Origin of the sequence: Lentzea cavernae (assembly GCF_014653695.1) — a bacterium.
Lineage (GTDB): Bacteria > Actinomycetota > Actinomycetes > Mycobacteriales > Pseudonocardiaceae > Lentzea > Lentzea cavernae.
Window position 1 is genome coordinate 772,409 of sequence record NZ_BNAR01000003.1, and the last position, 23,455, is coordinate 795,863.

A 23,455-nucleotide genomic window follows, 5' to 3' on the forward strand; every position below is an offset into this window, starting at 1 on the left:
CGCGGTCTCAGGCCCCGGCCACCCGGACCTCGGACACGACCTGGCGCACCAGCACGCGCAGGGCCTCGCGGTCGACGGTGGCCGGGTCGTCGGCCAGCCAGTCGCCGATCTCGGCGACGAACTGTTCCGGCGTCATCGGGGGCACGTCGAAGTCGAGGTCGTCGTCGCAGGTGACCTCGCCGGCGCGGCTCGGGTAGACGATCACGGCACCGCGGATGTCCAGCCACGGGAGGAGCTCGGCGAAGTAGTCGACGCTGTCGAGCAGTTGGGAGCCGCCGCCGCGGAACGGGTGGCCGTTGCGCCAGAGTTCGCCGTCCTCGTCGCAGTAGTAGTGGCCGGGGAGCCACGACTTCGACTCGATCAGGACCAGGCGGCGGCCGCACAGCAGGGCGTGGTCGACGTCGGTGAAGACCGAGCCCGGCCAGGCGAGGCCGTGGAAGATGCGCACTCCCGGTAGCTGGGTCATGTATTCCGTGAGCAATCCGGCGGTCAGCCGTTCGCGTCTGTTTTCACCCGGACGGCCGAAAATCGTGTTCCCGTCGTACTCGCCTGCGAACGCCCGTTCGGCCCGCGCGACCGCCATGTAGCGGCGCACCAGTCGGAACGCCCCGTAACCGGCGCCCGCCATCAGGGGCAGCCAGACGGCGAGGAGCAGGGGGGAGAGCGTCATCGTCAACGGGATGAGCAGGACGAACCACCCGCCGATCGCGGCCGCCGCGGGGGCGTGGCCGAGGCCGGTGGCGGGCACGTGGCGGACGCGCGCGCCCAGGTCGATGCGGTGCCACCACTCCATCGAACCGAGGTCGACGCGGGGGCGCGGTGCCATGTAGTTCGGGTCGTCGCCGAAGTCGCGCAACCGGCCCGTGTGGCCTGTTCGGCGAGGTCGCGGGCGTGCCTGCGGCCGGACGATCGTCGGCGCGGCGGCGGCCGGGCGGTCGTAGTCGGCGCGGCGGACCGGGTCCTTCAGCGTCTCGTAGGCCTCCTGGAGCAGGCGGAAGCCGCCAGACGTCCCACCCGCGTCGGGGTGCATGACCTTGGCTAGAGAGCGGTAGGCCGACTTGATCTCCGAGGCGCTGGCGCCCCGGTTCACACCGAGCAACTCGTAGTAGTCGATCCCTGGCACGACACCGTCCAGTTCGGGGTTGGTCCGTGAACCTTATTGGGTCCAACACTTTCGCAGGGCATACGGCCCGGACTTCGCCGACTAGTGTGGGACGGGCGGTGGCGATGGGGCCTGTAGCGCAGTGGTCGACGCGCCCTCCGGAACGGGGGGAGAACGCCGGTTCGAATCCGGCCGGTCCCGCTCAGAACGTTCTCGGGCTCCCGCATTTCCCCCGGTTCCTTCCAAGTCCTTTGTGGACGGTGCAGGATGGTCGGGTGGACGCACTCGAGAACCTGCGGCGCCTCTGCCTCGCACTGCCCGAGGTGACCGAACGGCCCAGCCACGGCGAGCCCACCTGGTTCGTCCGCGGCAAGAAGACCTTCGTGACGCTCGCCGACCACCACCACGACGACCGCAGCGCGTTCTGGTGCGCCGCCGGTCCTGACGTGCAGCAGACCCTGATGGCCCAGGCCCCCGAGCAGTACTTCCGCCCGCCCTACGTCGGCCACCGCGGTTGGCTCGGCGTGTACCTCGACGTCGAACTCGACTGGGGCGTCGTCGCCGATCTCGTGGAGGACGCCTATCGGGTGATCGCACCGAAGACGCTCGTCGCGCGACTCGACGCTCGAGTTGCCGACCCGCCCGACGTGTCGCAGTCTTCCGCGCATGGCGACCTGTGACGTCTGTGGCAACGAGTACTGGATGGCCTTCGAGGTGCGCACCGTCGGCGGTGGTGTGCACACGTTCGACAGCTTCGAGTGCGCGATCCAGCGGCTCGCGCCGCGCTGCGAGCACTGCGACTGCCGCGTGATCGGGCACGGCGTGGAGGTGGAGGGCAAGTTCTTCTGCTGCGCCCACTGCGCGCGGATGGGCTCGGCCGACCTGGGCGCGATGATCCGCGACACCGTCGGCGCCCACCCCGGCTAGGAGCCCGCCCGACTAGGAGAGCACCAGGTCCAGGCTGAGCGGCACGGGTGGCGGCAGCGCGTCCGTGCCTGCTCGGAACGACTCCAGCAGGTATGCGACGAGGCGCCGGGAAGCGGCCGTCGCGACCTCCGCCGGCACGCCGGCGAGCCCGCTGTTGGCCATGAGCACCAACGTCAGGTCGTGCGGCGAGAAGTCCGCACGGAGCTGACCGCTGTCCTTCGCCCGTTGCACCAACGCCGCGAAGTCCTCCCAGGTCCGGTCGCGCACTTCCGAGTGCAGGTCCGGGAACGAGGCCATGAACGCCGCGGTGAACCCCCGGTCCGACGCCTGCAGCAGGCACACCTTCTCGATCACCGTGCAGAACCCGCGCCACGGGTCCGGGTCCTTCAGCGCATCGTCGATCATGGCCTGGCAATGCGCGAACTGCTCGGTGAAGGCCTCCACGACCAGCGCTTCCTTGGTGGGGAAGCGCCGGTACAGCGTGGCCACGCCGACGCCGGCACGTCGAGCGATCGCGGCCATCGGCACCTCGAGCCCGCGTTCGGCGAACAGCTCCCGTGCGACGGCCAGCACCCGTGCCCGGTTCTCCCGTGCATCGGCTCGCATCTGAGACGGTTCAGCAGTCACTTCTTCTCACTTCGCGCCAAGCGGACGGGGGTCTCCACTTAGCAGGCTACGTTCGGAACCATGAACTTCAAGAGCTCGATCGTGGGTCGCGTCAACAGGGTGGTCGTCGGGCTGCGCGACGCGCCGCTCGTCGGGAAGCTCGTGCGCAAGGGCATCACCGTCGTGTCCTACACGGGCCGCAAGTCGGGTCGCACGTTCACCACACCCGTTGGCTACCAACGCAAAGGCGACACCGTCAACATCCAGGTGATGATGCCGGACCAGAAGACCTGGTGGCGCAACTTCAACGGTGAGGGCGGCCCGCTCACCCTCGAGCTCGATGGCGCCGAACGGACCGGACACGCGACATCGCACCGTGACGGCAAGGGCCGCGTCACGGTGCGAGTGCAGCTGTAGAAGCCTTAAGCGGCAAGGCGGCGACGCTCCAGGAACGCGGCCACCAGGTAGGCGCCGCCACCCAGCACGGCCAGCACTCCGAAGAAACCGGCTCCCGGGACGAACAGGGCCGCGGCGGCGACCAGTGCGAGCCAGGTGCCCAGGTTGTAGTGCAGCGCGTTGCCGCGGACGGCGCCCTCGGCGACGTAGATCAGGCCGACGACGATGGCCGAGCCGGCGGGCCAGAGCACGGTCTGCAGCTCGGGCTGGTCGGACGCGGTGCTCAGGCCGGTGATGGCCAGCGCCAGGGCGGCGAAGCCGGTGATCCAGGCCGTGCCCACCAGCCTCTCGGCTCGTCGCCGGGCTTCGGAGGCGGCTTTCTGCGCTCGCAGCGACGCGCTCGTGGCGAAGACGGTGCCGGCGGCGAGACCGGTGGCGAGCAACGCGATGGGCAGCCACGACGGCATCAGGACCGCGCCGGACCTGAAGAGCATCGCGGAGCCGTGGCCGAACACGTAGGCGAACGCGAAGCCCAGGTAGGCGGGCCGGTTGTCGATCTCGGTGGACGCGGCGGCACTGGTGGCCGCGGGGCGCAGGGCGATGGCGTTCATGGGGACTCCCGGAAGATCAGTGACGTGATCAGGCGTGGTGCGAGGACCGCGAACTGGGGTGAGCGGCGGATCGAGGCGCGCTGGTCGGCGAGGCCGTGCAGGCCCAGCCAGAACGTCATGGCGCGATCGGGATCCGCGAGGACCTGGGTGAACAGCCGCAGGGCGGGTCCGGAGAGGTCGGCCGCTCCGAACATCACGCGGTAGCGGCGGGGGTGCGCGACGGCGAAGTCGAGGTAGGCGAGGCCTGCCGCGTACGGGCCGGTGGCGCCGAGAACGGCGGCCTCGAGCTCGTGGAAGGCCTCGTGGCACACGGCCTGCAAGATCGCTTCGGCGTCGGGGAACTGCGGGTAGATCGACGAGGTGGGGAGACCGGCCTCGCGGGACACGGCCCGCAGCGTGACGGCCCGGTCGGAGTCGACCAGGGCGGTCGCCACCGCCACGATCAGCCGGCGGCAGCCCGGCCTGTTCATTGCCCCGGGACGATGATGACCTTGCCCACGACGGTGCGGGACTCGGCCAGCGCCAGTGCGGCGGCGGCCTCCGGCAACGGGATGCGCGCGGCGATCTGCGGCGTGACCGCACCGGACTCGACCAGGTTCAGCACCTGCACCAGGTCGTCGCGCAGGCGAGCGCGGAAGGTGTTGAGGCGGAAGCGCTTGCCCGCCCAGAAGTTGTAGAAGCCCGCGCGCTTGCCGTTGGGCAGCAGGTTCCACACCATCAGCTGACCGAACAGCTTGAGCACCGGCAGCATCCCGCTGCCCGGCTCGTCCTTCGTCGCGGCCGACCCGTAGTTGACCAGCGCGCCACCGCGGCGCACCAGCTTCCACGACTCCTTCAGGGCGGGGCCGCCGACGTGGTCGAACACCGCGTCGACACCCTCGGGCGCCAGCTCGCGGATGCGGGCGTACATGTTCGGGTCGCGGTAGTCGACGGGAATGGCGCCGAGCTCGCGGATCGCGTCGAGGTTGCGGGCCGACGCCGTGCCGATGACCTTGATCCCGGCGTGCTTGGCGAGCTGCACCAGCGTGGAGCCGACACCGCCGTTCGCGCCCAGCACGACGATCGTGTCGCCCCGCTTGACCTTCGCCGTGCGGTACAGCATCTGCCAGGCCGTGACGCCGTTGACCGCGACGGTCTCGGCGGCGGCCGCGTCCACGCCGTCCGGCACGGGCACCAGGTCGCCGGCCTCGACGATCAGGTGGCTGGCCCACGCACCGACCTTCGTGACCACGGCGAACCGGTGTCCCCGCAGGGCGCGGTCCACGCCGGGGCCCGCGGCGACGACCGTGCCGACGACGTCGTAGCCGGGCACGAACGGGAACGCGGGCTGGTCGTAGTACTTGCCCAGGCGCATCTGCTGCTCGGCGAACGAGACGCCGGTGGCCTCCATCCGCAGGACGACCTGGCCCTCGCCCGGCGCCGGCAGGTCGCGGACCCGGACGTGCAGGCCGTCGGGCTCGACCACGCCCGGCAGGACGATCTCGGTGGCGCGGGTGGTGGCGGTCTTGGCGTTCATCGTGGCTCCTCGTGTCGGTCCCGGTTGTGCTTACGGACATAAGCTAACGCCCGTAAGTTGACGAGCGCAAGACCTAACGGCCATAAACTTTCAGGTGTATCGTTACGACCGTGACGAACACGGAACCGCGCAGGCGAAACCGCAGGGGTGAAGGCGGGAAGCTGAGAGAAGAGATCATCGAGGCGGCCCTCGCGCTCCTCGACGAGGGCGGCGACGAACGCGCGGTCACGTTGCGCTCGGTCGCGCGCAAGGTGGGGATCGCGGCGCCGTCGATCTACCCGCACTTCGCGGACCAGCCGTCGATCATGCTGGCGGTCGTGCAGGGGGAGATGGCCAAGCTCGCCACCGTCCTGCACGAGGCCGCTCAGAACGCGGAGCAGGACGGGCGCTCGCAGCTCTTCGCGGTGTGCAACGCCTACCTGGACTTCGCCAGGGAGCACCCGCAGCGCTACCGGATCATGTTCGGGGGCCTGTGGACGCCGTCGGTCGAGGACACCTCGATCACCGACGCCGACCTCGAGTCACTGGGCGTGGACGCGTTCACGCTGCTCGCCGGGGTGCTCGGCAAGTGCGTCGAGGAGGGGATCGCGCATCGCAGCGACGACCTCTACGGCGACTCGGTGGCGTTGTGGCTGGGTCTGCACGGCCTCGCCCACCAGCGGGCCGTGGTGCGCAAGATGCCGGGACCGGACGACGTCGGGGACCGCCTGATCACGGCACTCGCGCACCTGAAGTGACTAAGGGGCCTCGAACAGCGTCGACACCGACTCGCCGACGTTGATCCGCCGCATCGCCTCGGCCATCGCCGGCGCGATCGACAGCACCCGCAGCTTCGGCACGTGCTTCTCGGCGGGGATCGGCACGGTGTTCGTGGCGACGATCTCCAGCACGTCGTCGAACGCCTGCAGCCGGTCCAGCGCCCCCGCCGAGAACAACCCGTGCGTGCAGGCCACGCGGATCGAACCGGCGCCGCGCTCGCGCAGCTTGTCCAGCAGCTCGATCACCGTCGAGCCCTTGGCGATCTCGTCGTCGAGCACGATCACGTCCCGTCCGGCGACGTCGCCGATGACGGTCGAGATCTGCACCTTGTCGTCGGCGAACCGCTGCTTGGCGCCGGCGGCGACGGGCAGCCCGAGGATGCGGGCGAAGTGCGCCGCCTCTTTGGCGTTGCCGAGGTCCGGCGACACCACGACGGTGTTCGTCAGGTCGTACCGGGAGAAGTGCGCGGCCAGTTCGCGCAGGGCGTGCAGGTGGTCGACGGGCACCGAGAAGAACCCGTGGACCTGCGGCGAGTGCAGCGTCATCGCCAGCACCCGTGACGCGCCCGCGGCCACCATCAGGTCGGCGACCAGGCGGCCGCCGATCGAGATCCGGGGCGCGTCCTTCTTGTCGGAACGCGCGTAGGCGTAGTGCGGCAGGACGACCGTGGTCCTGGCCGCCGAGGCGCCGCGGGCGGCGTCCAGCATCAGCAGGAGTTCGACGAGGTGTTCCTGCACCGGCGGCACCAGCGGCTGGATCAGGAACACGTCCCGCTCGCGGCAGTTCGCCTGCAACTGCACCTCGAGGCAGTCGTTGGCGAACCGCGTCAGACGGCTGGGGGAGAGTTCGACACCGAGGTGGCCGCAGATCTCGGCGGCGAGGGTGGGATGGGCAGAACCACTGAAGACAGCGATGTCACGCACACCCCGAACCTAGTCGATGACCAGCACCAACTTGCCGTCGCGGAAGAACGGCGTCAGGTTCCCGCGCGTGTCGACCGTGTGCGTGTCGCGCGGGAAAACGGCCTCGATGGCGGTGAACGCGAGGATGTCCGACACGCCATGACGGCCGCGCAACGCCCGTTGGCCCTGGAATCGCAGAGCGCGCCCCTCGCGGCGGTACTGGTGGGCCTCAGCAGCGGTGGAGGCGCCTGCTCGCAGCGTCTCCGGGCCCACCAGCCGTCCTGAGGACGCACTGCGGACCGAGACGCCGAAGCCCTGCGCGACCAGTGAGTTCACCACCGCGTCGGACGGGGGGACCGGCAGGAGGAAGGACATCGCGTGGTGGCCGTCGACCTCGTGCACCGCGACCGTCCTGGCCGTGGGCAGCACGGTGTCGTGCAGCTCCAACGCGATCTTCTCCGCTTCCCAGCGGTTCTCGTAGCCGGCGTCGATGCCGACGAAGGTGCTGGTCACCTGACCTCCACTTGCGCAGCCTCGGGTGTGGCCGCCCGCGGTTCGAACCTCGCATGGTGCCAGCGCGGCTCGTAGGATCGCTCGACCTTCACATGTGGTGTGCGCAACGCTCTCCACGACGGCAGACCGGTCAGGTCGACAACGATGTCCGCCTCGGGCACGGTCGGTCCTCCACACAGCAAGTCCGGGTTCGTGGAGGCTAGACCGATCGGGTGAGGCTCAGGTAGCCGCTGAATGGCTGGAAGTGGAACGTTTCAGATCAGATCGGCAGCAGGTCGACCCAGTCGAGGAACGGCAGCGCGCCCGTGCCCTGCAGCGCGGCGAGTCCCAGCCAGATCGACAGGACCGTCACGATCGGCCCGACGATCGCCATCTCCACCACGCCACCGGTCTTCATCCGCATGATCTTCGGCGGCGCGACCGGGTACCAGGTCTTGCCGAAGATCGGGATGGGCCACAGGATCGGGCAGCCCTGCTCGGTGATCGCGTCCCCGACGTAGTGCGCGAAGCACCCGATGCCGACGGCGATCCCGCACGCGGCGGCGGACGCGTCCGTCTGCGAGGTCCACGCGATCATCGCCCAGGTGATCCCCGCAGAGACCACGGTGATCAGCAACGCGTCCTGCTTGGGGCACCAATCGTTCATGATGCCGCGCACCGCGAGACCGGCGAACACGAACATGAGCACCGGCAGCGCCCACTTCTGGCTGTTCTGGATGACCGCCGCGGTGAAGACGGCGGAGAACATCGCGAAGACGAGCGTGTGCGTGAGACCGCGATGTCCGCCGTCCCGCTTGGAATCCCGCTTCAGACGCGTTGTCCGGTACACGAAGCTGCTCAACGCGTTGATGCCCGCGGACAGGCCGCTGCTCAGTGCTCCGAACGTGCGCGAGATGGTCGATCCGGGGTGGTCGAGGTCGGGCAGGAGTGCCGCGCCAGTGGCGAGAACCGCCCCCACGGCCCAGCTCTGCGGCGAGAGCTGGCCGATCGGGTGAGTCGACGCGAGTGCGGTCACGGCGCTCCAGGCGAGCAGCCCGCTCATCGCATGTGTTGGCCCAGTTGACACTTACGCCCCTTCTGGTGATCACCCGTCAGTGGGAAACAGTAGTCGTTCGGTATCAAGCGCTGAGACGTGAACTCCATATGTCCGGACAACTGATCGCTGGCGAATGGAGTTCGGACATGTCTCAGGTGTGGCTCATCACCGGCAGTTCCCGCGGCGTCGGCCGCAAGACGGCGGAAGCGGTTCTCGCCGCGGGGCACCGGCTCGTCGCGACCGCCCGCGACCCGCGCGATCTCGACGACCTCGTCTCCCAACACGGCGACCGGGTCAGATCTGTTGCACTCGACGTGCGTGATTCCGCACAAGCCCGTGAGGCCGTGGCCACCGCGGTGCGCGAGTTCGGTCGGCTCGACGTCGTGCTGAACAACGCCGGCGTCGGCAGGGTCACCTCGATCGAGGAGTGCTCGGAGGAGGACTTCCGCGAGCAGCTGGAGGTCAACCTCTGGGGCGTCGTCAACGTCACGCGCGCCGCGTTGCCCGTGCTCCGCGCACAGCGGTCCGGGCACTTCCTGCACGCCGGGTCGACCGCCGGCCACACCGCGCTCGGCGGCGGCCTCGGCCCGTACGTGATGTCGAAGTTCGCGCTGCGCGGGTTCAACGAGACCCTCGCCGCCGAGTGCGCGCCGTTCGGGGTCCGCTCGACGTTGATCGAGCTCGGCGGCATGCAGACGGACTGGACCGGCAGCTCTCTGGTGGTGACCGAGCACGGACCGGACTACGTTCCGTCTGTCGGGGTACTTCTCGGCATGGTCCGCGGCGCCGACGGCAACATGCCCGGCGACCCGGCCAAGGCGGCGGAGGTCATGCTCGACGTGGTAGGCATGGACTCCCCGCCCCTGTGTCTGCTGCTGGGCAGCGACGCGGTGGACATGGTGCGCCTGGCAGACCAGGCACGGAATGCGGAAATCGACAAGTGGGAGCACGTGAGCCGGTCGACCGACCGCAACCCCGAACCGGTGTAACCAGGGTCGCAGGCGCGGACGGACGGTTTACCAGTACGCTTGTCCTGCTTGCATCGTCGCGAGAGGAGCGCCCAGGATTATGGGCAAGATCAAGGTTCAGGGCACCGTCGTCGAGCTTGACGGCGACGAGATGACCCGGATCATCTGGCAGTTCATCAAGGACAAGCTGATCCACCCGTACCTGGACGTCACTCTGGAGTACTACGACCTGGGCATCGAGCACCGGGACGCCACCGACGACCAGGTCACCGTCGACGCCGCCAACGCCATCAAGAAGCACGGCGTCGGCGTCAAGTGCGCCACGATCACGCCGGACGAGGCGCGCGTCGAGGAGTTCGGCCTCAAGAAGATGTGGGTCTCGCCGAACGGCACGATCCGCAACATCCTCGGCGGTGTCGTCTTCCGCGAGCCGATCATCATCTCGAACGTGCCGCGCCTGGTCCCGGGCTGGACGAAGCCGATCATCATCGGCCGTCACGCCCACGGTGACCAGTACAAGGCCACCAACTTCAAGGTGCCCGGCGCCGGCAAGCTCACGATCACGTTCCAGCCGGAGGACGGCTCGGACCCGATCGAGCACACCGTCACCGAGTTCCCGGCGGAGGGCGGTGTGGCGATGGGCATGTACAACTACAACAAGTCCATCGAGGACTTCGCCCGCGCCTCGTTCTCCTACGGCCTGCAGCGGGGCTACCCCGTCTACATGTCGACGAAGAACACGATCCTCAAGGCCTACGACGGTGCCTTCAAGGACATCTTCCAGGCCGTGTTCGACGCCGAGTTCAAGGCGGAGTTCGACGCCAAGGGCCTGACCTACGAGCACCGCCTCATCGACGACATGGTCGCAGCGGCCATGAAGTGGGAGGGCGGCTACGTCTGGGCTTGCAAGAACTACGACGGTGACGTCCAGTCCGACACGGTCGCGCAGGGCTTCGGCTCGCTCGGCCTCATGACGTCGGTCCTGATGACGCCGGACGGCAAGACGGTCGAGGCCGAGGCCGCGCACGGCACCGTGACGCGTCACTTCCGCCAGCACCAGGCCGGCAAGCCGACCTCCACGAACCCCATCGCGTCGATCTACGCGTGGACCCGTGGCCTCATGCACCGCGGCAAGCTGGACAACACCCCCGAGGTGATCCGCTTCGCCGAGGCGCTCGAGGAGGTCGTGATCGAGACCGTCGAGTCCGGTCAGATGACCAAGGACCTGGCCCTGCTGATCAGCAAGGACCAGGCGTGGCTGACGACCGAGGACTTCCTCGCCGCGCTCGACGAGAACCTCAAGAAGAAGATGGCGTCCTTCTGACGTTCGCCTTCTGAACAGGGCCACCCCGGTCACACCGGGGTGGCCTTTCTCGTCGCGCGTCACCCGGTCGGTTCCTCTTGCGGGTGGTAACCGCGCTTCGTCGTCCTCCTGTCTGTCTTTGCCGCTATATCTGCTGTTGGGAAGCAGTTCGCGGTACGGGAGGCGTCATGCTGGGTGTTCCGGTCAGGGGTCTGATCGTGATCGGGGTGCTCGGCGTCGCCGGCGTCATGTACGCCGTGAACGGCGGCAAACCCATGGGCAGCGACAAGGCGGCCGAGATCTGCAAGATCACCGTCACCGCCGACATCCTCAACGTCCGCTCCGGCCCCGGCGACATGCAGCCGATCGTCTCGACCATGCCCCGCGACGCCGTGACCGACGCCCAGGCCCGCGTGGAGAACAACTACCGCATGCTCAGCGACCGCCGTTGGGTGAGCCAGCAGTTCGTAGCGCTGACCAGCGACTCCACCTGCAAGTAAACTCACGGGCATGCTGCGCAACATGTTCCGGTGGGGCAGAGGCAAGAGCGTCACGCAGTGCTCCTGTGACCCCGAGTGGCAGGGCCTCTACACCGAGATCGACGGCCAGCGCCAACTGGCGCTGCCCCGCGACGAGATGGCCACCCTCGTCGGCTACCTCGACCTCACCGCCCACTGCGCCGGCTGCAACGCCGAGTACCCGAAGCCCTGGGGCCTCGCCTCCAAGTAGGCTCCTCCGTCGTGCTCACGGTCTCCACGGTCAACGTCAACGGTCTCCGCGCCGCCGCGAAGAAGGGCTACCTCTCGTGGCTGGCCTCCACCTCCGCCGATGTGGTGTGTCTGCAGGAGGTCCGGGCCGAGCCCGCCGAGCTGGCTGCTGATCTCCACTCGCCTGCCGGGTGGCACGGGGTGTACGCGCCTTCGGTCCTGAAGGGGCGTGCTGGGGTGGGTGTGCTCTCGCGCGTTGAACCCACGTCCGTGCGTGTGGGGTTCGGGGTCGCGGAGTTCGAGGCGAGCGGCCGGTACGTCGAGATCGAGCTGCCCGGTGTTGTCGTGGCTTCGCTGTACCTGCCGTCTGGGGACGTGGGTACTCCCCGGCAGGACGAGAAGGACCGGTTCATGGCGGCGTTCCTGCCGTACCTGGTGTCGTTGCGGGAGAAGGCGGCGGTTGCTGGGCGTGAGGTGGTCGTGTGCGGTGACTGGAACATCGCGCATCAGCAGGCGGATCTGAAGAACTGGAAGACGAACCAGAAGGAGTCCGGGTTCCTGCCGTACGAGCGGGAGTGGATGACTTCCGTCTTCGCGTCCGGGTACAACGACGTTGTCCGGTCGCTGCACCCTGATGTGGTGGGGCCGTACTCGTGGTGGTCGTACCGGGGGAAGGCGTTCGACAACGACTCCGGGTGGAGAATCGACTACCAGGTCGCGACGGACGGGCTGGCGGCTCGTGCTTCCTCGGCCGTGGTGGAGCGGGCGGCGACGTACGCGGAGCGCTGGTCGGACCACGCCCCGGTCACGGTCGTCTACTCGGACTGACCCGACGTCCCTGATCGGGCACAATCGTGGCCGAGGAGGTGACGGGGGTGCACGAGGTCGTGGCAGCCAGGTTGGCCGAGATCGAGGAACTGTGCCGGGCGTTGGACGTTCGGCGTCTCGACGTGTTCGGATCCGCGGTCGGCGATTCGTTCAACGTGCTGACCAGCGATGTCGACATCCTCGTGGACTTCGAGACCGCGGACGACTTCGATCACTTCGGCACCTACTTCGCGTTGAAGGAGGGGCTTGAGCGGATCCTCGGCAGGCCTGTCGACCTGGTGGTCGACAGCAGCATCCGCAACCCCTACTTCCGCCAGCAGGTCATGGACAGCAAGGAAAACCTGTATGCGGCGTGATCCCCGCACGTACCTGTGGGACGCCCTGCGCGCCGTGGAACTGCTGGCGGACTTCAGCAGCGGGAAGTCCTTCGCGGACTACCTGGCTGACGCGATGCTGCGGTCCGCTGTCGAGCGGCAGTTCGAGATCGTCGGGGAGGCGTTGAACAACCTGTCGAAGGTCTCCCCCGAACTCGCCGACGCGATACCGGATCTGCCTCGCATCGTGGCCTTCCGCAACATCCTGATCCACGGCTATGCCAGCGTGGACGACGCGCTCGTGTGGCAGGTGCTCACGGACAAACGGCCACAGTTGGAGGAGCGGCTGCACCAGTTGCTCGCCGGGCTCGAATGACCCCGATCGACTGAGCCGACCGGTCCAGGCCGGTCAGCCTTTATCGCTCCCGTCACCCACCTGCCCCCTCGATTCCACCCACCCGCTCCCTGAACATGAACACGATTCACCATCGATGAATCGGGGAGCGGCATGACAGGGTTCAACCGGCGGTCTTTCCTGCTGGCGATGGGTGTGGGTGCCGCAGGCGTGCCACTCCTCGACAGCCAAGCGTTTGCGGCACCAGCGGGCACCACGCTCGACACCACGGCCACACCCACAGGAACCAGCGGCTACCGCAGACTCCAAGCAGGCCCAGGGTGGCCCGCGGTCGTCCGCAGCGACCTGATCGCGGCCAAGCCCAACCGGGAAGCCCGGCGAAAAGCCCTGGCCAGCTTCGTGCAGTTCAGCGACATGCACATCTGTGACGCCCAGAGCCCGCTGCGCTTTGAGTACCTGCACCCGGTCATGGGGTCCAGCGCGCACCGGCCGCAGGAGGCGCTGACGACGCAGGGGTCGACGAGCCTCGTGAAAAGGGTCAACGCCGTCAAGAACGGCCCGCTGACCGGTAGGCCCTTCGACTTCCTCATGACGACCGGCGACAACACCGACAACCACGAGAACATCGAGCTCGACTGGTACCTCGCGGTCCTCAACGGCGGCACGATCACGCCGAACACGGGCGACAGCAGGTACGAGGGCGTGCAGAACGCGGGCATCAGCACGTTCTGGCAGCCGGACCGCACCGGAACCGACGACTACAAGGCGAAAGGCTTCCCGCAGCTCAACGGGTTGCTCGACGCCGCCGTCCGCACGTTCACCAGTCCCGGCCTGGACATCCCCTGGTACTCGACGATCGGCAACCACGACGACAGCGTGGTCGGCGCGTTGCCGGACGGGCTGCTCGACAGCTGGTACACCGGCCGGAAGAAGATCGTCGGGTTCGGTGACCCCGTGCAGAACGCGAAGGTGGCCAAGGCCTTCAACGACCCCGCGGCGATCCCCGAGGCCCTCACCATCCTCGCGGGCAACAGCGGCGTCGTTCGCACCGTGACGCCGGACGACAGGCGCAGGTTGTTCACCACGGGTGAGTTCGTGCGCAAGCATCTGCCGTCGGGTGGGCACGGGTACACGGACGCCAACGCGGATGGTGTGGACGTGTTCTACACGTTCCGGATGGCGCCTGGTGTCACGGGCATCAGCATGGACACCACGAACCTCGCGGGGTTCTCCACGGGCTCGATAGGGCTCCATCAGCTCAACTGGATCGAGAAGACGCTCAGGCGCAACAGCTCGCTCTACTACGACTGGCTCGGGTTGCCGCAACGCCAGAACGTCACCGACGAGCTGTTCGTGCTCTTCAGCCATCACACGAGCACGACGATGGGCAACGTCCTGCCCGACAAGCGCAGGCCGCTCGACCCGCGGGTGAACGGCGAGGCGCTCCTCAACCTGCTGCACCGGTTTCCGAACGTGCTGGCGTGGGTCAACGGTCACACGCACCGGAACGTGATCACCCCGCACCGGCACGCGACGCCCAGTCGCAGCTTCTGGGAGATCAACACCGCGGCCCACGTCGACTACCCGCAGCACGCCCGCGTGATCGAGGTCGCGGACAACGGGGACGGCACGTTGTCGCTGTTCACGACGTTACTGGAAGCCGATGCGCCCTACCAGGCCGACTACGACGACCGGTCGGACGAAGGCCTCGCGAGCCTGTGCCGGGAGTTCACCTACAACGACATCCACTCGCGGACGGACCCGCTCGGGACGCCGCTCGACCGGAACACGGAGTTGCTGGTCGCGGTGCGGTGAAGTGGGATGTCCCACAGCCCGTCACAACTGATCAGGAATTTCGGCGGCCTAAGGTCGTTTACGTGGCAGTGGACATCTCGCTAATCCCACCGCAGTCCCGTCCGAGTGCGGCGGCCATGCGGCGTGCGCTGCGCCGGGCCGCTGACGGTGCTGTGCTCGACGCGACCGAGGCCGCCGTTCTGCTGCACGCGCGCGAGGACGACCTGGACGCGCTGCTCACCGCGGCGGGCAAGGTGCGGGACGCGCACCTGCTCGCCGAGGGGCGTGCCGGGATCGTCACGTACAGCCGGTCGGTGTTCATCCCGCTGACGAGGCTGTGCCGCGACCGGTGTCATTACTGCACGTTCGCGACCGTGCCGCACAAGCTGCCCGCGGCGTTCCTCGAACGCGACGAGGTGCTGGAGATCGCGCGAGCGGGAGCCGCGCAGGGCTGCAAGGAAGCGCTCTTCACGCTCGGCGACCGGCCGGAGGACCGCTGGCCCGCCGCGAAGGAGTGGCTGGACGCGCGCGGTTACGAGTCCACTTTGGACTACGTGCGGGCCAGTGCCATCGCGGTGCTGGAGGAGACCGGCCTGCTGCCGCACCTCAACCCCGGCGTGCTGAGCTGGGAGGAGCTGACGCGGCTGCGGCCCGTCGCGTCCAGCATGGGCATGATGCTCGAGACCACGGCCGAACGGTTGTGGAGCGAGAAGGGCGGCCCGCACTACGGCAGCCCCGACAAGGATCCCGCTGTCCGCCTGAGGGTGCTCACCGACGCCGGCCGCGTGAACGTCCCGTTCACCACCGGAATCCTCATCGGCATCGGCGAGACCATCAGCGAGCGCGCCGAGTCGTTGCTCGCGATGCGTCAAATCGCGAAGCAGTACGGGCACATCCAGGAAGTCATCATCCAGAACTTCCGCGCCAAGCCGGACACGGCGATGCGCGGCATGCCCGACGCCGACCTGACCGAGCTCGCGGCCACGATCGCCGTGGCACGTCTGGTGATGCCGTCGACCGTGAGCGTGCAGGCGCCGCCGAACCTCGTCGGCGGCGAGTTCGACCTCATGCTGCGTGCGGGCGTCGACGACTGGGGCGGCGTCTCGCCGATCACCCCCGACCACGTGAACCCCGAGAAGCCGTGGCCCCAGGTGGACCAGCTCGTGGAGATCACGAAGCAGGCCGGTTTCTCCTTGCAGGAGAGGCTGAACGTCTACCCGCGCTACGTCCGCGCGGCGGCGGGGCAGTGGATCGACACCAGGCTCACCGCGCACGTTTCCGCGCTGGCACTGGAGAACGGCCTCGCGAACCCGGACGTGGAGGTGGCCGGCCGCGAGTGGCAGGAGCCCGACGGGGGGCTCGACACGTTCGGGCGCGCCGACCTCCACACCGCGATCGACACCGAAGGCCGCACGAGCGACCGGCGCGGCGACTTCGACGAGGTCTACGGCGACTGGGACGAGCTGAAGATCCCCGTTGCGCCGCAACGACTTTCCGAAGACGTCCAACGTGGACTGAAGATCGCGGCGAACGACCCGGCGGCGTTGCTCGGCGACACCGACGCCGCGATGGCGTTGCTGACGGCCGACGGCGACGCGCTGGAGGAGATGGTCCGCCTCGCCGACGACCTCAGGCGCGAAGTGGTCGGCGACGACGTCACGTACGTGGTCAACCGCAACATCAACTTCTCGAACGTCTGCTACGTCGGCTGCCGCTTCTGCGCCTTCGCCCAGCGCGAGCGCGACGCGGACGCGTTCCGGCTGTCCGCCGAGGAGGTCGCCGACCGCGCGCAGGAGGCGTGGGACGACGGCGCCACCGAGGTCTGCATGCAGGGCGGCATCGACCCGAAGCTGCCGGTGACCTACTACGCCGACGTCGTGCGCGCGATCAAGAAGCGCATCCCCGGGATGCACGTGCACGCGTTCAGCCCGATGGAGATCGTCTCCGCCGCGGCGAAGGCGGGCGTGAGCATCCGTGAGTGGCTCACGGAACTGAAGGAAGCCGGCCTCGACACGATTCCCGGCACCGCGGCCGAGATCCTCGACGACGACGTCCGCTGGGTGCTGACCAAGGGCAAGCTGCCGACCGCGACCTGGCTCGACGTCGTCGGCACCGCTCACGAGCTGGGCATTCGCTCGTCGAGCACGATGATGTACGGCCACGTCGACCACCCCGGGCACTGGCTCACGCACTTCCGGGTGCTCGCGGACCTCCAGGACCGCACCGGCGGGCTCACCGAGTTCGTCGCGCTGCCGTTCGTGCACCGCAACGCCCCCATCTACCTGGCGGGAGTCGCCCGTCCCGGCCCCAGCCGCCGCGACAACCGCGCCGTGCACGCGTTCGCACGGCTGGCGCTGCACGGCCGCGTCGACAACATCCAGTGCTCGTGGGTCAAGCTCGGCGACGAGGGCACCGCGGAGATCCTCAACGGCGGTGCGAACGACATCGGCGGCACGTTGATGGAGGAGACCATCAGCCGCATGGCAGGGTCCGAACACGGCTCGGCGCGCACTGTGAGTGAGCTTGAAACCCTGGCTTCACTAGCGGGGCGTAACGCGCGTCAGCGAACTACGACATATGGGCGAGTGCGAACCGATCATCAGTGACCGATAGTCTGAATCGGCGCACAGACGCTACCGGCCATCGGTAGCTTGGCGGCCAATCAGTCAGCGAGGTTCACCCGTTCCGGGGTGGATCTGTGCCATGGGGAGGCTCGGCAAGTGCAGGGCATGAGTCTGGTTGTGAGCGCGGCGGTCGAGAGCAGCATGACCGGCACCGCTGCTGGTCCCGTGGGTCTGATCGCGGTGGCGGCGGGTGTGGGTGGTCTGGTGTACGGCCTGGTCAAGCGGCGCAAGCCGGCCCCGGTCGTGGCGGCGAACCAGCGCATCGACCTCCTCCCGCAGGACACCGCGCAGAACTGATCCACCCGGTCTGAGAAGATTTGGCCGTGTCCACGGAGAACGCGCCTGCAGAGCCCGTAAAGCGCCCCCGCGTCCTGTCCGGCATCCAGCCGACGGCCGGGTCGTTCCACCTCGGCAACTACCTGGGTGCGGTGCGGCAGTGGGTGGCGCTGCAGGAGGCGCACGACGCGTTCTACTGCGTCGTCGACCTGCACGCGATCACCGTGGAGCAGGACCCGAAGACCCTGCGCCAGAACACGCGCGTCTCGGCCGCTCAGCTGCTCGCGCTGGGCATCGACCCGGACCGGTCGACGCTGTTCGTGCAGTCGCACGTTCCGGAGCACGCCCAGCTCGGCTGGGTCATGCAGTGCCTGACCGGCTTCGGCGAGGCGTCGCGCATGACGCAGTTCAAGGACAAGTCCGCACGCCAGGAGCAGTCCGTCGGCGTCGGCCTGTTCACGTACCCGATCCTGCAGGCCGCGGACATCCTGCTGTACCAGGCGCACTACGTGCCGGTCGGCGAGGACCAGCGCCAGCACCTGGAGCTGACCCGCGACCTCGCGACGCGCTTCAACTCGCGCTACGGCAAGGCCTTCCGCCTGCCGGAGGCGTACATCGTCAAGGACACGGCCAAGATCTTCGACCTGCAGGAACCGACGGCGAAGATGAGCAAGTCGGTGCCCGGCGGTGTCGTCGAGCTGCTCGAGGACCCGAAGCGCTCGGCCAAGAAGATCCGCTCCGCCGTCACCGACACGGGCCGCGAGATCATCTTCGACGTCGAGAACAAGCCGGGCGTCTCGAACCTGCTGACGATCTACTCCGCGTTGACGGACCGCACGGTCGAGTCGCTGGTCTCCGACTACGACGGCAAGGGCTACGGCGACCTGAAGAAGGACCTCGGCGAGGTCTTCACCGAGTGGGTCACGCCGGTGCAGGAGCGCGTGAAGACGTACCTCGACGACGTGGCCTCGCTGGACAAGATCCTGGCCCGCGGCGCCGAACGGGCCCGTGAGGTCGCTTCCGGCACGTTGCGCCGCACGTACGAGAAGATCGGCTTTGTTCTGCCTGAGTAAGGCAAGTGCATTAGCGTCTTATGCGTGGACAAGTGGCGGCAGAAGTACGCGTGGCTGGACCACATCATGCGTGCGTACGAGCGATTCGACCAAAGGTACGGAACACAGCACGCCGCTGCGGTCACGTACTTCAGCGTGCTCTCCCTGGTGCCGATCCTGATGATCGGGTTCGCGGTCGCCGGTTTCGTGCTGCAGTCGCAGCCCGACCTGCTGGCGTCGCTGCGGGGCAGCATCGCGGAGGCCGTGCCGGACGAGAACCTGCGCACCCAGATCAACGAGGCCGTGGACACCGCACTGGAGTCCAAGGGCACCGTCGGCATCATCGGTCTGCTCGGTGCCGCCTACTCCGGCCTCGGCTGGATGAGCAACCTCCGCGACGCCCTGACCGCGCAGTGGGGTCAGGCGAAGGGGGAGCTGCCGTTCCTCGGCACGCTGTGGCGCGACCTGCTCTCGTTGCTCGGCCTGGGCCTCGCGATCGTGCTGTCGTTCGGCATCACGGCGGTGGGCACGGGGTTCGCTGAACTGATCCTGCGGTGGATGGGGCTCGAGAACGCCGGGTGGGCGCACGTCCTGCTGCGCATCGGCACGATCGTCCTGTCGCTGCTCGCGAACTGGCTCGTGTTCCTGTGGGTGCTCTCGCGACTGCCGCGCAAGCCCGTCGGCTGGCGCAGCGCGATCAAGGGCGCGTTCGCCGGCGCGGTCGGGTTCGAGATCCTGAAGCAGACCGCGACGATCTTCCTGTCGTTCACGACCAAGTCGCCGACCTCGGCCGCGTTCGGCTCCGTGATCGGTGTGCTGGTGTTCGCGAACCTGGTCGCGCAGTTCATCCTCTTCATCACGGCCTGGACGGCGACCGCGCGCGAGAACCTCGAACCCGAGGTCGTGAAGGCACCGCCGCCCGCGGTGATCCAGCCCGTCGTCTCCGTGCGGCAGGGGCCCAGGCCGTCGGTGATGCTGGGGGCCGGAGCGGTCGCCGGAGCGCTGCTCGGGTTCCGGTGGCGCCGCAAGTAGGTCCTCGAGAACGAGAACGGCCCCAGCGCGTGTGCGCTGGGGCCGTCGTCTTCGGTGCCTCAGACGCCCTGTGACGCCTGCGCGGCCTGACGGCGTGCCCTGGCCGCCTTGGCGCGCTTGCTGCGGATGAAGAGCACCAGGCCGGCCAGCAGGCCGAGGCCCGCGACCGCCGTGATCGGCAGGCCGACGGTGCCGAACGCGGTCGGCGTCGGACGGCCGGTCTGCGGGTCGGTGGGCGCCGCGCTGCCCTGGTTGTCGTTGCTGCTCTGCGTCGGGACGACGTTCTGCTTCGGCTGCGGTGCGCCGTCGACGAGCTTGCCGACACCGCCGGGGCCCATCGCGAAGCCGTAGTCGAGCAGCCTGCCCGCCTGGGCGTCGATGCGCGTGGGCGTCTGCTGGCCGCGGAGCAGCACCACGACGAGACGACGGCCGTTGCGCTCCGCCGCGCCCACGTAGGTGTGCTGCGAGTCGTCGGTGAAGCCGGTCTTGCCGCCGAGCGCGCCCTGGTAGTTCGCGAGCAGCCGGTTGTCGTTCTGCAGCATGATCGTGCCGCCGTTGCGGCCCGGGAACTGCGACTGCGGCAGCTTGATGGCCTGCGCGAACTCGTCGTACTTCATCGCGCCGCGGAAGATCAGGGCCACGTCGTAGGCCGAGGTGCTGGTGCCGGGGGCGTCGAGGCCCGAAGGGGTCACGGCGCGGGTGTCGAGGGCGCCGAGCTCCTTGGCCATCGCGTTCATCTTGCGCAGGGCGTTCGGCACGCCACCGAGCTGGCGGGCCAGCGTGTGCGCCACGTCGTTGCCCGAGGTGAGCAAGAGGCCGTGCATCAGCTGGCGCACGGTGTACTGGCCACCGTCGCGCAGGCCGACGCAGGTGCACTCCTGCGCGATGTCCTCGGCGCTGGCGGTGACGACCAGGTCGCCCCGCAGTTCCTTGGCGACGACCATCGCGAGGAGCACCTTCATGATGCTCGCGGGGCGCTGACGGCCGTGCGGGTCGTACGCGGCGATGACAGCACCGCTGTCGATGTCCGCGAGCAGCCAAGAGGCTGCAGTGATGCCACTGGGGGGCTGGCCCGAGTTCGGCGGCAGGATCAGGCCGCACTCGCCCAGCCGGTCACCACCGATCGGGGTCTCCGGCACCTCGAGCGGCGTCGGCGCCTTCTGACCGGGCGCAGGCTGCTCGGACGTGTCCACCGGTGGCGGCGGGGTCTCGCGGTTGGCGCACTGCGCCGAGCCGGCGGCCTGTTGTGCGGTTCCGGTCGGTGCGGCGAACGCGGCGGTGGCCGTTGCTAGGACCAGGGCGACGATGAGCCGTTTTGGGAAGGGCACACGTTCAGGCTATCCACCCCCGTTCAGACGCCTGCACGCACCACGTCCGATACTGGTCGGCGTGAAGCTCTCGCGCCCGATGTCACTCTTCCTGGTGGCTTTCGGAGTGTGGTCGTGGGTGATCTGGCCCACGTTCCTGAAGAACATCTGGAAGGACCCCCGTTCGTTCAGCGACGGACCTACCGCGTTCTTCACCGTGCACCTGGTGCTCGTGATCGCCTCGCTCGTCTTCGGCACCGCCATCGGCGTGCTGGGCGTGCGGGGATTCCTGGCCACTCGACGTCGATAAGGAAAACGCTGTGGAGTTCGTACGCCTCTTGCTGGTGTTCCTGCACCTGCTCGGCATGGGCATGCTCGTCGCGATGATCATGTTGCAGGCCAAGGCCGGCAAGGACGCGCCGGTCAACAAGGGCTGGCTGCACGGCGCCGCTCTGCAGCTGCTGACCGGCATCGCGCTCGTGGGCATCGACCCGCTGGTCGACTCCGTGAAGTACGACCACATCAAGATCGGCGTGAAGCTGCTGGTCGTCGTGGCCATCGCCGCCGTCGTCGCGATCAACGTCAACAAGCCGAAGGCCCCGTCCTGGCTGCTGCCCACGGCCGCGTCGCTGGTCGTGCTGAACATCGGCGTGGCGGTCTTCTGGACCTGATCGGGGGATGTAGCCCTCACCGGCGGGTGACGTGGGCGCGCTTTTCGCGCGGTGTGTTGTACCTGCGGGACACCATCCAAGCCATGTCACGTATCGCCTATATCGGTGTGCTCGCCGCCGGGGCAGTGTTGACGCTGGTCTCACTGCACGGTGCCGCCCCGGAGGCCTCGGCCTCCGGGGATGGCCAGGTGTGCGCCGCTGCGTGGTGCCCGAAGGAACAGCCGGGATGGCGCGCGCCGTCGCCGCGAGGCGAAGAGCCTCCGACGTCGTCCACGACCACCTCGGCGACGACCACCACGACCCAGCCGACCACCACCACGACGACAACGTCCTCGACGACGACCTCGTCCACCACCACGACGACTCCGTCGACGACGACCACCACATCGTCGACGACCTCGTCCACGACCACGCCGCCGTCCTCGACGACGACAACGCGCTCCACCACGACGACACCCCCGGTGACGACGACCACCACCAGCACGTCGAACACCACCACCCCGCACACGACGCCCCCGGCGACCACCACCAAGCCGATCGCCGGCCCCCCGGTCCACCAGGACAACCGCCTGGCCAACACCGGCGCCACCACCACGTGGATGCTGCTGCTCGGCGTGCTCCTCCTCGTGGGCGGCACGGCCCTGCTCCTCCTCGACCGGGCAAGGCGACTCACCCGCCGCTGACTGTCGGTGGTCTTCGTCACACTGGTGACGTGCGAATCGAACACCTGCGCGAACGCAGCGATCTCGGCGTCATCAGCACCACCGCCCTGAAGTCCCTGGGCGTCTCCGACCCGTGGCGAAGGTGCACCCCGGGCGGGCCGTGGCAGCGCATGCACCCAGGCGTCGTGCTGCTGCACAACGGCCCGCCCACCCCGGACCAACACCTCACCGCAGCCCTCCTGCGAGCGGGCCCAGGAGCCGCCGTCACCGGCGCCGAAGCCTGCCGCCGCCACGGCCTCCCGGCCAGAGGCCAGGAAATCCACCTCCTCGTACCCGGCTCGGCACGAGGCAGCGGCTCCCTGATCCTCGAACGCGCCTCACCGATGCCCCCGTCCGCAGACGTGGGCGGCTTCCCGGTGGTGTCCGCAGCCCGAGCCGTGGTCGACGCCTGCCGCTTCCTCCGCACAACCGACGAGGCCACGGCCCTCATCGCCGCAGCCATCCAACGACGCCGCTGCACGCCAGATGAGTTGCGTGCCGAGGCCCGCACCAACCGCTACGGCACCAAGCTCGCGCGTGACGTCCTCCGCGACCTGGGCAGAGCGGAATCGGTCGCCGAACGAGACGCCCGCCGCCTCTCCCGCAAGATCCGCCTCACCACCCCGCACTGGAACGCGACGATCGCCGACGCCAACGGCGTGATCATCGCCAGACCAGATGCCTGGTACGACAACGTGGGCCTGGCCTGGGAGATCGACTCACGCGCCTTCCACTACGGCCCCCGCGACTACGAACGCACCCTCACCCGCAACACCCGCTACGCCGCCGCAGGAATCCTCGTGGTCCAAACCCTGCCAACCCGCCTACGAGACCAGCCGGAGGTAGTGGCCCGCGAACTCAAGGCAGCACACAAAGCGGCTGCGGCAAGACCCCGGCCTCCGGTGCATGTCGTGGAGGTGACCTGACGGCAACGCCAAGGCTCCCGCACACCAGAGGGGCTTTCGCATGCGAACAGCGATGCCGAAGGCGAGGCCCCCACCAGCCGCGAAGCGAAGCGAGCCGTGCGAGGCAACAGATCGGAACCGCCAAGCAGGGGCGACGCGCAGCGAGCCGTCCGAACCTGCTGCCGACTGGGCAGCGGTGCACCCCGCTCATGGCGATTGGGGCTTGACCTTGAGGGGCGGGGTGCTACCC

30 protein-coding genes and 1 tRNA gene are annotated in these 23,455 nt (G+C 68.5%); 21 read left to right on the plus strand and 10 right to left on the minus strand.

Annotated features, from left to right (window positions below; all coding sequences use genetic code 11):
• Nucleotides 1-7 precede the first annotated feature (7 nt).
• Nucleotides 8-1,123 (minus strand): J domain-containing protein, encoded by a 1,116-nt coding sequence (locus IE307_RS13970; RefSeq protein WP_191298284.1) that lies wholly within the window; start codon nt 1,121-1,123, stop codon nt 8-10.
• Between the two features lie 106 nt (nt 1,124-1,229).
• On the opposite strand from IE307_RS13970, the gene IE307_RS13975 reads away from it, so the two are divergent.
• The 3 genes from IE307_RS13975 (at nt 1,230) to IE307_RS13985 (ending at nt 2,029) form a co-directional block, all read left to right on the plus strand.
• Nucleotides 1,230-1,303: transfer RNA gene (locus IE307_RS13975), tRNA-OTHER, on the plus strand.
• 74 nt (nt 1,304-1,377) lie between these two features.
• Nucleotides 1,378-1,782: an MmcQ/YjbR family DNA-binding protein gene (locus IE307_RS13980; RefSeq protein ID WP_191298285.1), complete on the plus strand. Its 405-nt coding sequence runs from the start codon at nt 1,378-1,380 to the stop codon at nt 1,780-1,782.
• Complete coding sequence (locus tag IE307_RS13985) at nt 1,769-2,029, plus strand: metallothionein (protein WP_030478439.1); 261 nt, start codon at nt 1,769-1,771, stop codon at nt 2,027-2,029. Before IE307_RS13980 ends, IE307_RS13985 begins: the two co-directional genes overlap by 14 nt.
• Before the next feature lie 12 nt (nt 2,030-2,041).
• Here the strand turns inward: IE307_RS13985 and IE307_RS13990 are convergent, their stop codons facing one another.
• The gene (locus IE307_RS13990) at nt 2,042-2,635 is read right to left on the minus strand and encodes a TetR/AcrR family transcriptional regulator (protein ID WP_191298286.1); all 594 of its coding nucleotides are present in this window, start codon (nt 2,633-2,635) and stop codon (nt 2,042-2,044) included.
• Nucleotides 2,636-2,716: 81 nt separating this feature from the next.
• Between IE307_RS13990 and IE307_RS13995 the strand changes: the two genes are divergently transcribed.
• On the plus strand, nt 2,717-3,052 hold the full coding sequence (locus IE307_RS13995; RefSeq protein ID WP_191298287.1) for a nitroreductase/quinone reductase family protein: 336 nt from the start codon (nt 2,717-2,719) through the stop codon (nt 3,050-3,052).
• A gap of 5 nt (nt 3,053-3,057) precedes the next feature.
• On the opposite strand, the gene IE307_RS14000 is transcribed toward IE307_RS13995, so the two are convergent.
• Genes IE307_RS14000 through IE307_RS14010 form a run of 3 tightly spaced genes read right to left on the minus strand, consistent with a single transcriptional unit; the run spans nt 3,058 to nt 5,158 of the window.
• Nucleotides 3,058-3,642: an ABC transporter permease gene (locus IE307_RS14000; protein WP_191298288.1), complete on the minus strand. Its 585-nt coding sequence runs from the start codon at nt 3,640-3,642 to the stop codon at nt 3,058-3,060.
• Nucleotides 3,639-4,112 (minus strand): TetR/AcrR family transcriptional regulator, encoded by a 474-nt coding sequence (locus IE307_RS14005; protein ID WP_191298289.1) that lies wholly within the window; start codon nt 4,110-4,112, stop codon nt 3,639-3,641. The genes IE307_RS14000 and IE307_RS14005 overlap by 4 nt, the downstream gene beginning before the upstream one ends.
• On the minus strand, nt 4,109-5,158 hold the full coding sequence (locus IE307_RS14010; protein WP_191298290.1) for a medium chain dehydrogenase/reductase family protein: 1,050 nt from the start codon (nt 5,156-5,158) through the stop codon (nt 4,109-4,111). Before IE307_RS14010 ends, IE307_RS14005 begins: the two co-directional genes overlap by 4 nt.
• 110 nt (nt 5,159-5,268) lie before the next feature.
• Between IE307_RS14010 and IE307_RS14015 the strand changes: the two genes are divergently transcribed.
• Complete coding sequence (locus tag IE307_RS14015; protein WP_229904679.1) at nt 5,269-5,895, plus strand: TetR/AcrR family transcriptional regulator; 627 nt, start codon at nt 5,269-5,271, stop codon at nt 5,893-5,895.
• Here the strand turns inward: IE307_RS14015 and IE307_RS14020 are convergent, their stop codons facing one another.
• The 3 genes from IE307_RS14020 to IE307_RS14030 form a co-directional block, all read right to left on the minus strand.
• Nucleotides 5,896-6,840: a ribose-phosphate diphosphokinase gene (locus IE307_RS14020; protein WP_191298291.1), complete on the minus strand. Its 945-nt coding sequence runs from the start codon at nt 6,838-6,840 to the stop codon at nt 5,896-5,898.
• 9 nt (nt 6,841-6,849) lie between these two features.
• On the minus strand, nt 6,850-7,332 hold the full coding sequence (locus IE307_RS14025) for a hypothetical protein (protein ID WP_229904680.1): 483 nt from the start codon (nt 7,330-7,332) through the stop codon (nt 6,850-6,852).
• Nucleotides 7,333-7,591: 259 nt separating this feature from the next.
• A complete protein-coding gene (locus IE307_RS14030) occupies nt 7,592-8,398 on the minus strand; it encodes a metal-dependent hydrolase (RefSeq protein ID WP_191298292.1) in 807 nt (268 codons plus the stop codon).
• A 116-nt stretch (nt 8,399-8,514) separates the two neighbouring features.
• Between IE307_RS14030 and IE307_RS14035 the strand changes: the two genes are divergently transcribed.
• The 12 genes from IE307_RS14035 to yhjD all read left to right on the plus strand — a co-directional run bounded on the left by IE307_RS14035 (nt 8,515) and on the right by yhjD (nt 19,621).
• On the plus strand, nt 8,515-9,357 hold the full coding sequence (locus tag IE307_RS14035) for an SDR family NAD(P)-dependent oxidoreductase (protein ID WP_191298293.1): 843 nt from the start codon (nt 8,515-8,517) through the stop codon (nt 9,355-9,357).
• Nucleotides 9,358-9,436: 79 nt separating this feature from the next.
• The gene (locus tag IE307_RS14040; protein WP_191298294.1) at nt 9,437-10,660 is read left to right on the plus strand and encodes an NADP-dependent isocitrate dehydrogenase; all 1,224 of its coding nucleotides are present in this window, start codon (nt 9,437-9,439) and stop codon (nt 10,658-10,660) included.
• A gap of 167 nt (nt 10,661-10,827) precedes the next feature.
• A complete protein-coding gene (locus IE307_RS14045) occupies nt 10,828-11,139 on the plus strand; it encodes an SH3 domain-containing protein (protein WP_191298295.1) in 312 nt (103 codons plus the stop codon).
• Between the two features lie 10 nt (nt 11,140-11,149).
• Entirely contained in the window at nt 11,150-11,368 is a 219-nt protein-coding gene (locus IE307_RS14050; protein ID WP_191298296.1) for a hypothetical protein, read from the plus strand.
• A gap of 11 nt (nt 11,369-11,379) precedes the next feature.
• On the plus strand, nt 11,380-12,174 hold the full coding sequence (locus IE307_RS14055; protein ID WP_191298297.1) for an exodeoxyribonuclease III: 795 nt from the start codon (nt 11,380-11,382) through the stop codon (nt 12,172-12,174).
• A 59-nt stretch (nt 12,175-12,233) separates the two neighbouring features.
• Entirely contained in the window at nt 12,234-12,530 is a 297-nt protein-coding gene (locus IE307_RS14060; protein WP_229904681.1) for a nucleotidyltransferase family protein, read from the plus strand.
• Nucleotides 12,520-12,864: a HepT-like ribonuclease domain-containing protein gene (locus IE307_RS14065; protein ID WP_191298299.1), complete on the plus strand. Its 345-nt coding sequence runs from the start codon at nt 12,520-12,522 to the stop codon at nt 12,862-12,864. Before IE307_RS14060 ends, IE307_RS14065 begins: the two co-directional genes overlap by 11 nt.
• A 132-nt stretch (nt 12,865-12,996) precedes the next feature.
• Nucleotides 12,997-14,658 (plus strand): TIGR03767 family metallophosphoesterase, encoded by a 1,662-nt coding sequence (locus IE307_RS14070; protein ID WP_191298300.1) that lies wholly within the window; start codon nt 12,997-12,999, stop codon nt 14,656-14,658.
• 62 nt (nt 14,659-14,720) lie between these two features.
• A complete protein-coding gene (locus IE307_RS14075) occupies nt 14,721-17,243 on the plus strand; it encodes a bifunctional FO biosynthesis protein CofGH (RefSeq protein ID WP_191298301.1) in 2,523 nt (840 codons plus the stop codon).
• A gap of 123 nt (nt 17,244-17,366) precedes the next feature.
• Nucleotides 17,367-17,558 carry a hypothetical protein gene (locus tag IE307_RS14080; protein ID WP_191298302.1) on the plus strand — a complete coding sequence of 64 codons (192 nt, stop codon included), beginning with the start codon at nt 17,367-17,369 and terminating at the stop codon, nt 17,556-17,558.
• Nucleotides 17,559-17,584: 26 nt separating this feature from the next.
• On the plus strand, nt 17,585-18,610 hold the full coding sequence (gene trpS / locus IE307_RS14085) for a tryptophan--tRNA ligase (RefSeq protein ID WP_191298303.1): 1,026 nt from the start codon (nt 17,585-17,587) through the stop codon (nt 18,608-18,610).
• A gap of 24 nt (nt 18,611-18,634) precedes the next feature.
• Nucleotides 18,635-19,621: an inner membrane protein YhjD gene (gene yhjD, locus IE307_RS14090; RefSeq protein WP_229904682.1), complete on the plus strand. Its 987-nt coding sequence runs from the start codon at nt 18,635-18,637 to the stop codon at nt 19,619-19,621.
• A gap of 59 nt (nt 19,622-19,680) precedes the next feature.
• Here the strand turns inward: yhjD and IE307_RS14095 are convergent, their stop codons facing one another.
• A complete protein-coding gene (locus IE307_RS14095) occupies nt 19,681-20,949 on the minus strand; it encodes a D-alanyl-D-alanine carboxypeptidase family protein (protein ID WP_191298304.1) in 1,269 nt (422 codons plus the stop codon).
• A gap of 61 nt (nt 20,950-21,010) precedes the next feature.
• Here IE307_RS14095 and IE307_RS14100 point away from each other — a divergent pair, with 61 nt between their 5' ends.
• A complete protein-coding gene (locus IE307_RS14100) occupies nt 21,011-21,238 on the plus strand; it encodes an SCO4848 family membrane protein (RefSeq protein ID WP_191298305.1) in 228 nt (75 codons plus the stop codon).
• Between the two features lie 10 nt (nt 21,239-21,248).
• Nucleotides 21,249-21,599, plus strand: coding sequence for a hypothetical protein (locus tag IE307_RS14105; RefSeq protein ID WP_191298306.1), 351 nt, complete (start codon nt 21,249-21,251; stop codon nt 21,597-21,599).
• Nucleotides 21,600-21,696: 97 nt separating this feature from the next.
• On the opposite strand, the gene IE307_RS14110 is transcribed toward IE307_RS14105, so the two are convergent.
• Complete coding sequence (locus IE307_RS14110; RefSeq protein ID WP_191298307.1) at nt 21,697-22,083, minus strand: hypothetical protein; 387 nt, start codon at nt 22,081-22,083, stop codon at nt 21,697-21,699.
• Between IE307_RS14110 and IE307_RS14115 the strand changes: the two genes are divergently transcribed.
• Both IE307_RS14115 and IE307_RS14120 read left to right on the plus strand, forming a co-directional pair.
• Nucleotides 22,061-22,282, plus strand: coding sequence for an LPXTG cell wall anchor domain-containing protein (locus IE307_RS14115; protein ID WP_191298308.1), 222 nt, complete (start codon nt 22,061-22,063; stop codon nt 22,280-22,282). The genes IE307_RS14110 and IE307_RS14115 overlap by 23 nt on opposite strands.
• A gap of 29 nt (nt 22,283-22,311) precedes the next feature.
• Nucleotides 22,312-23,226 (plus strand): hypothetical protein, encoded by a 915-nt coding sequence (locus IE307_RS14120; RefSeq protein WP_191298309.1) that lies wholly within the window; start codon nt 22,312-22,314, stop codon nt 23,224-23,226.
• Nucleotides 23,227-23,455 lie beyond the last annotated feature (229 nt).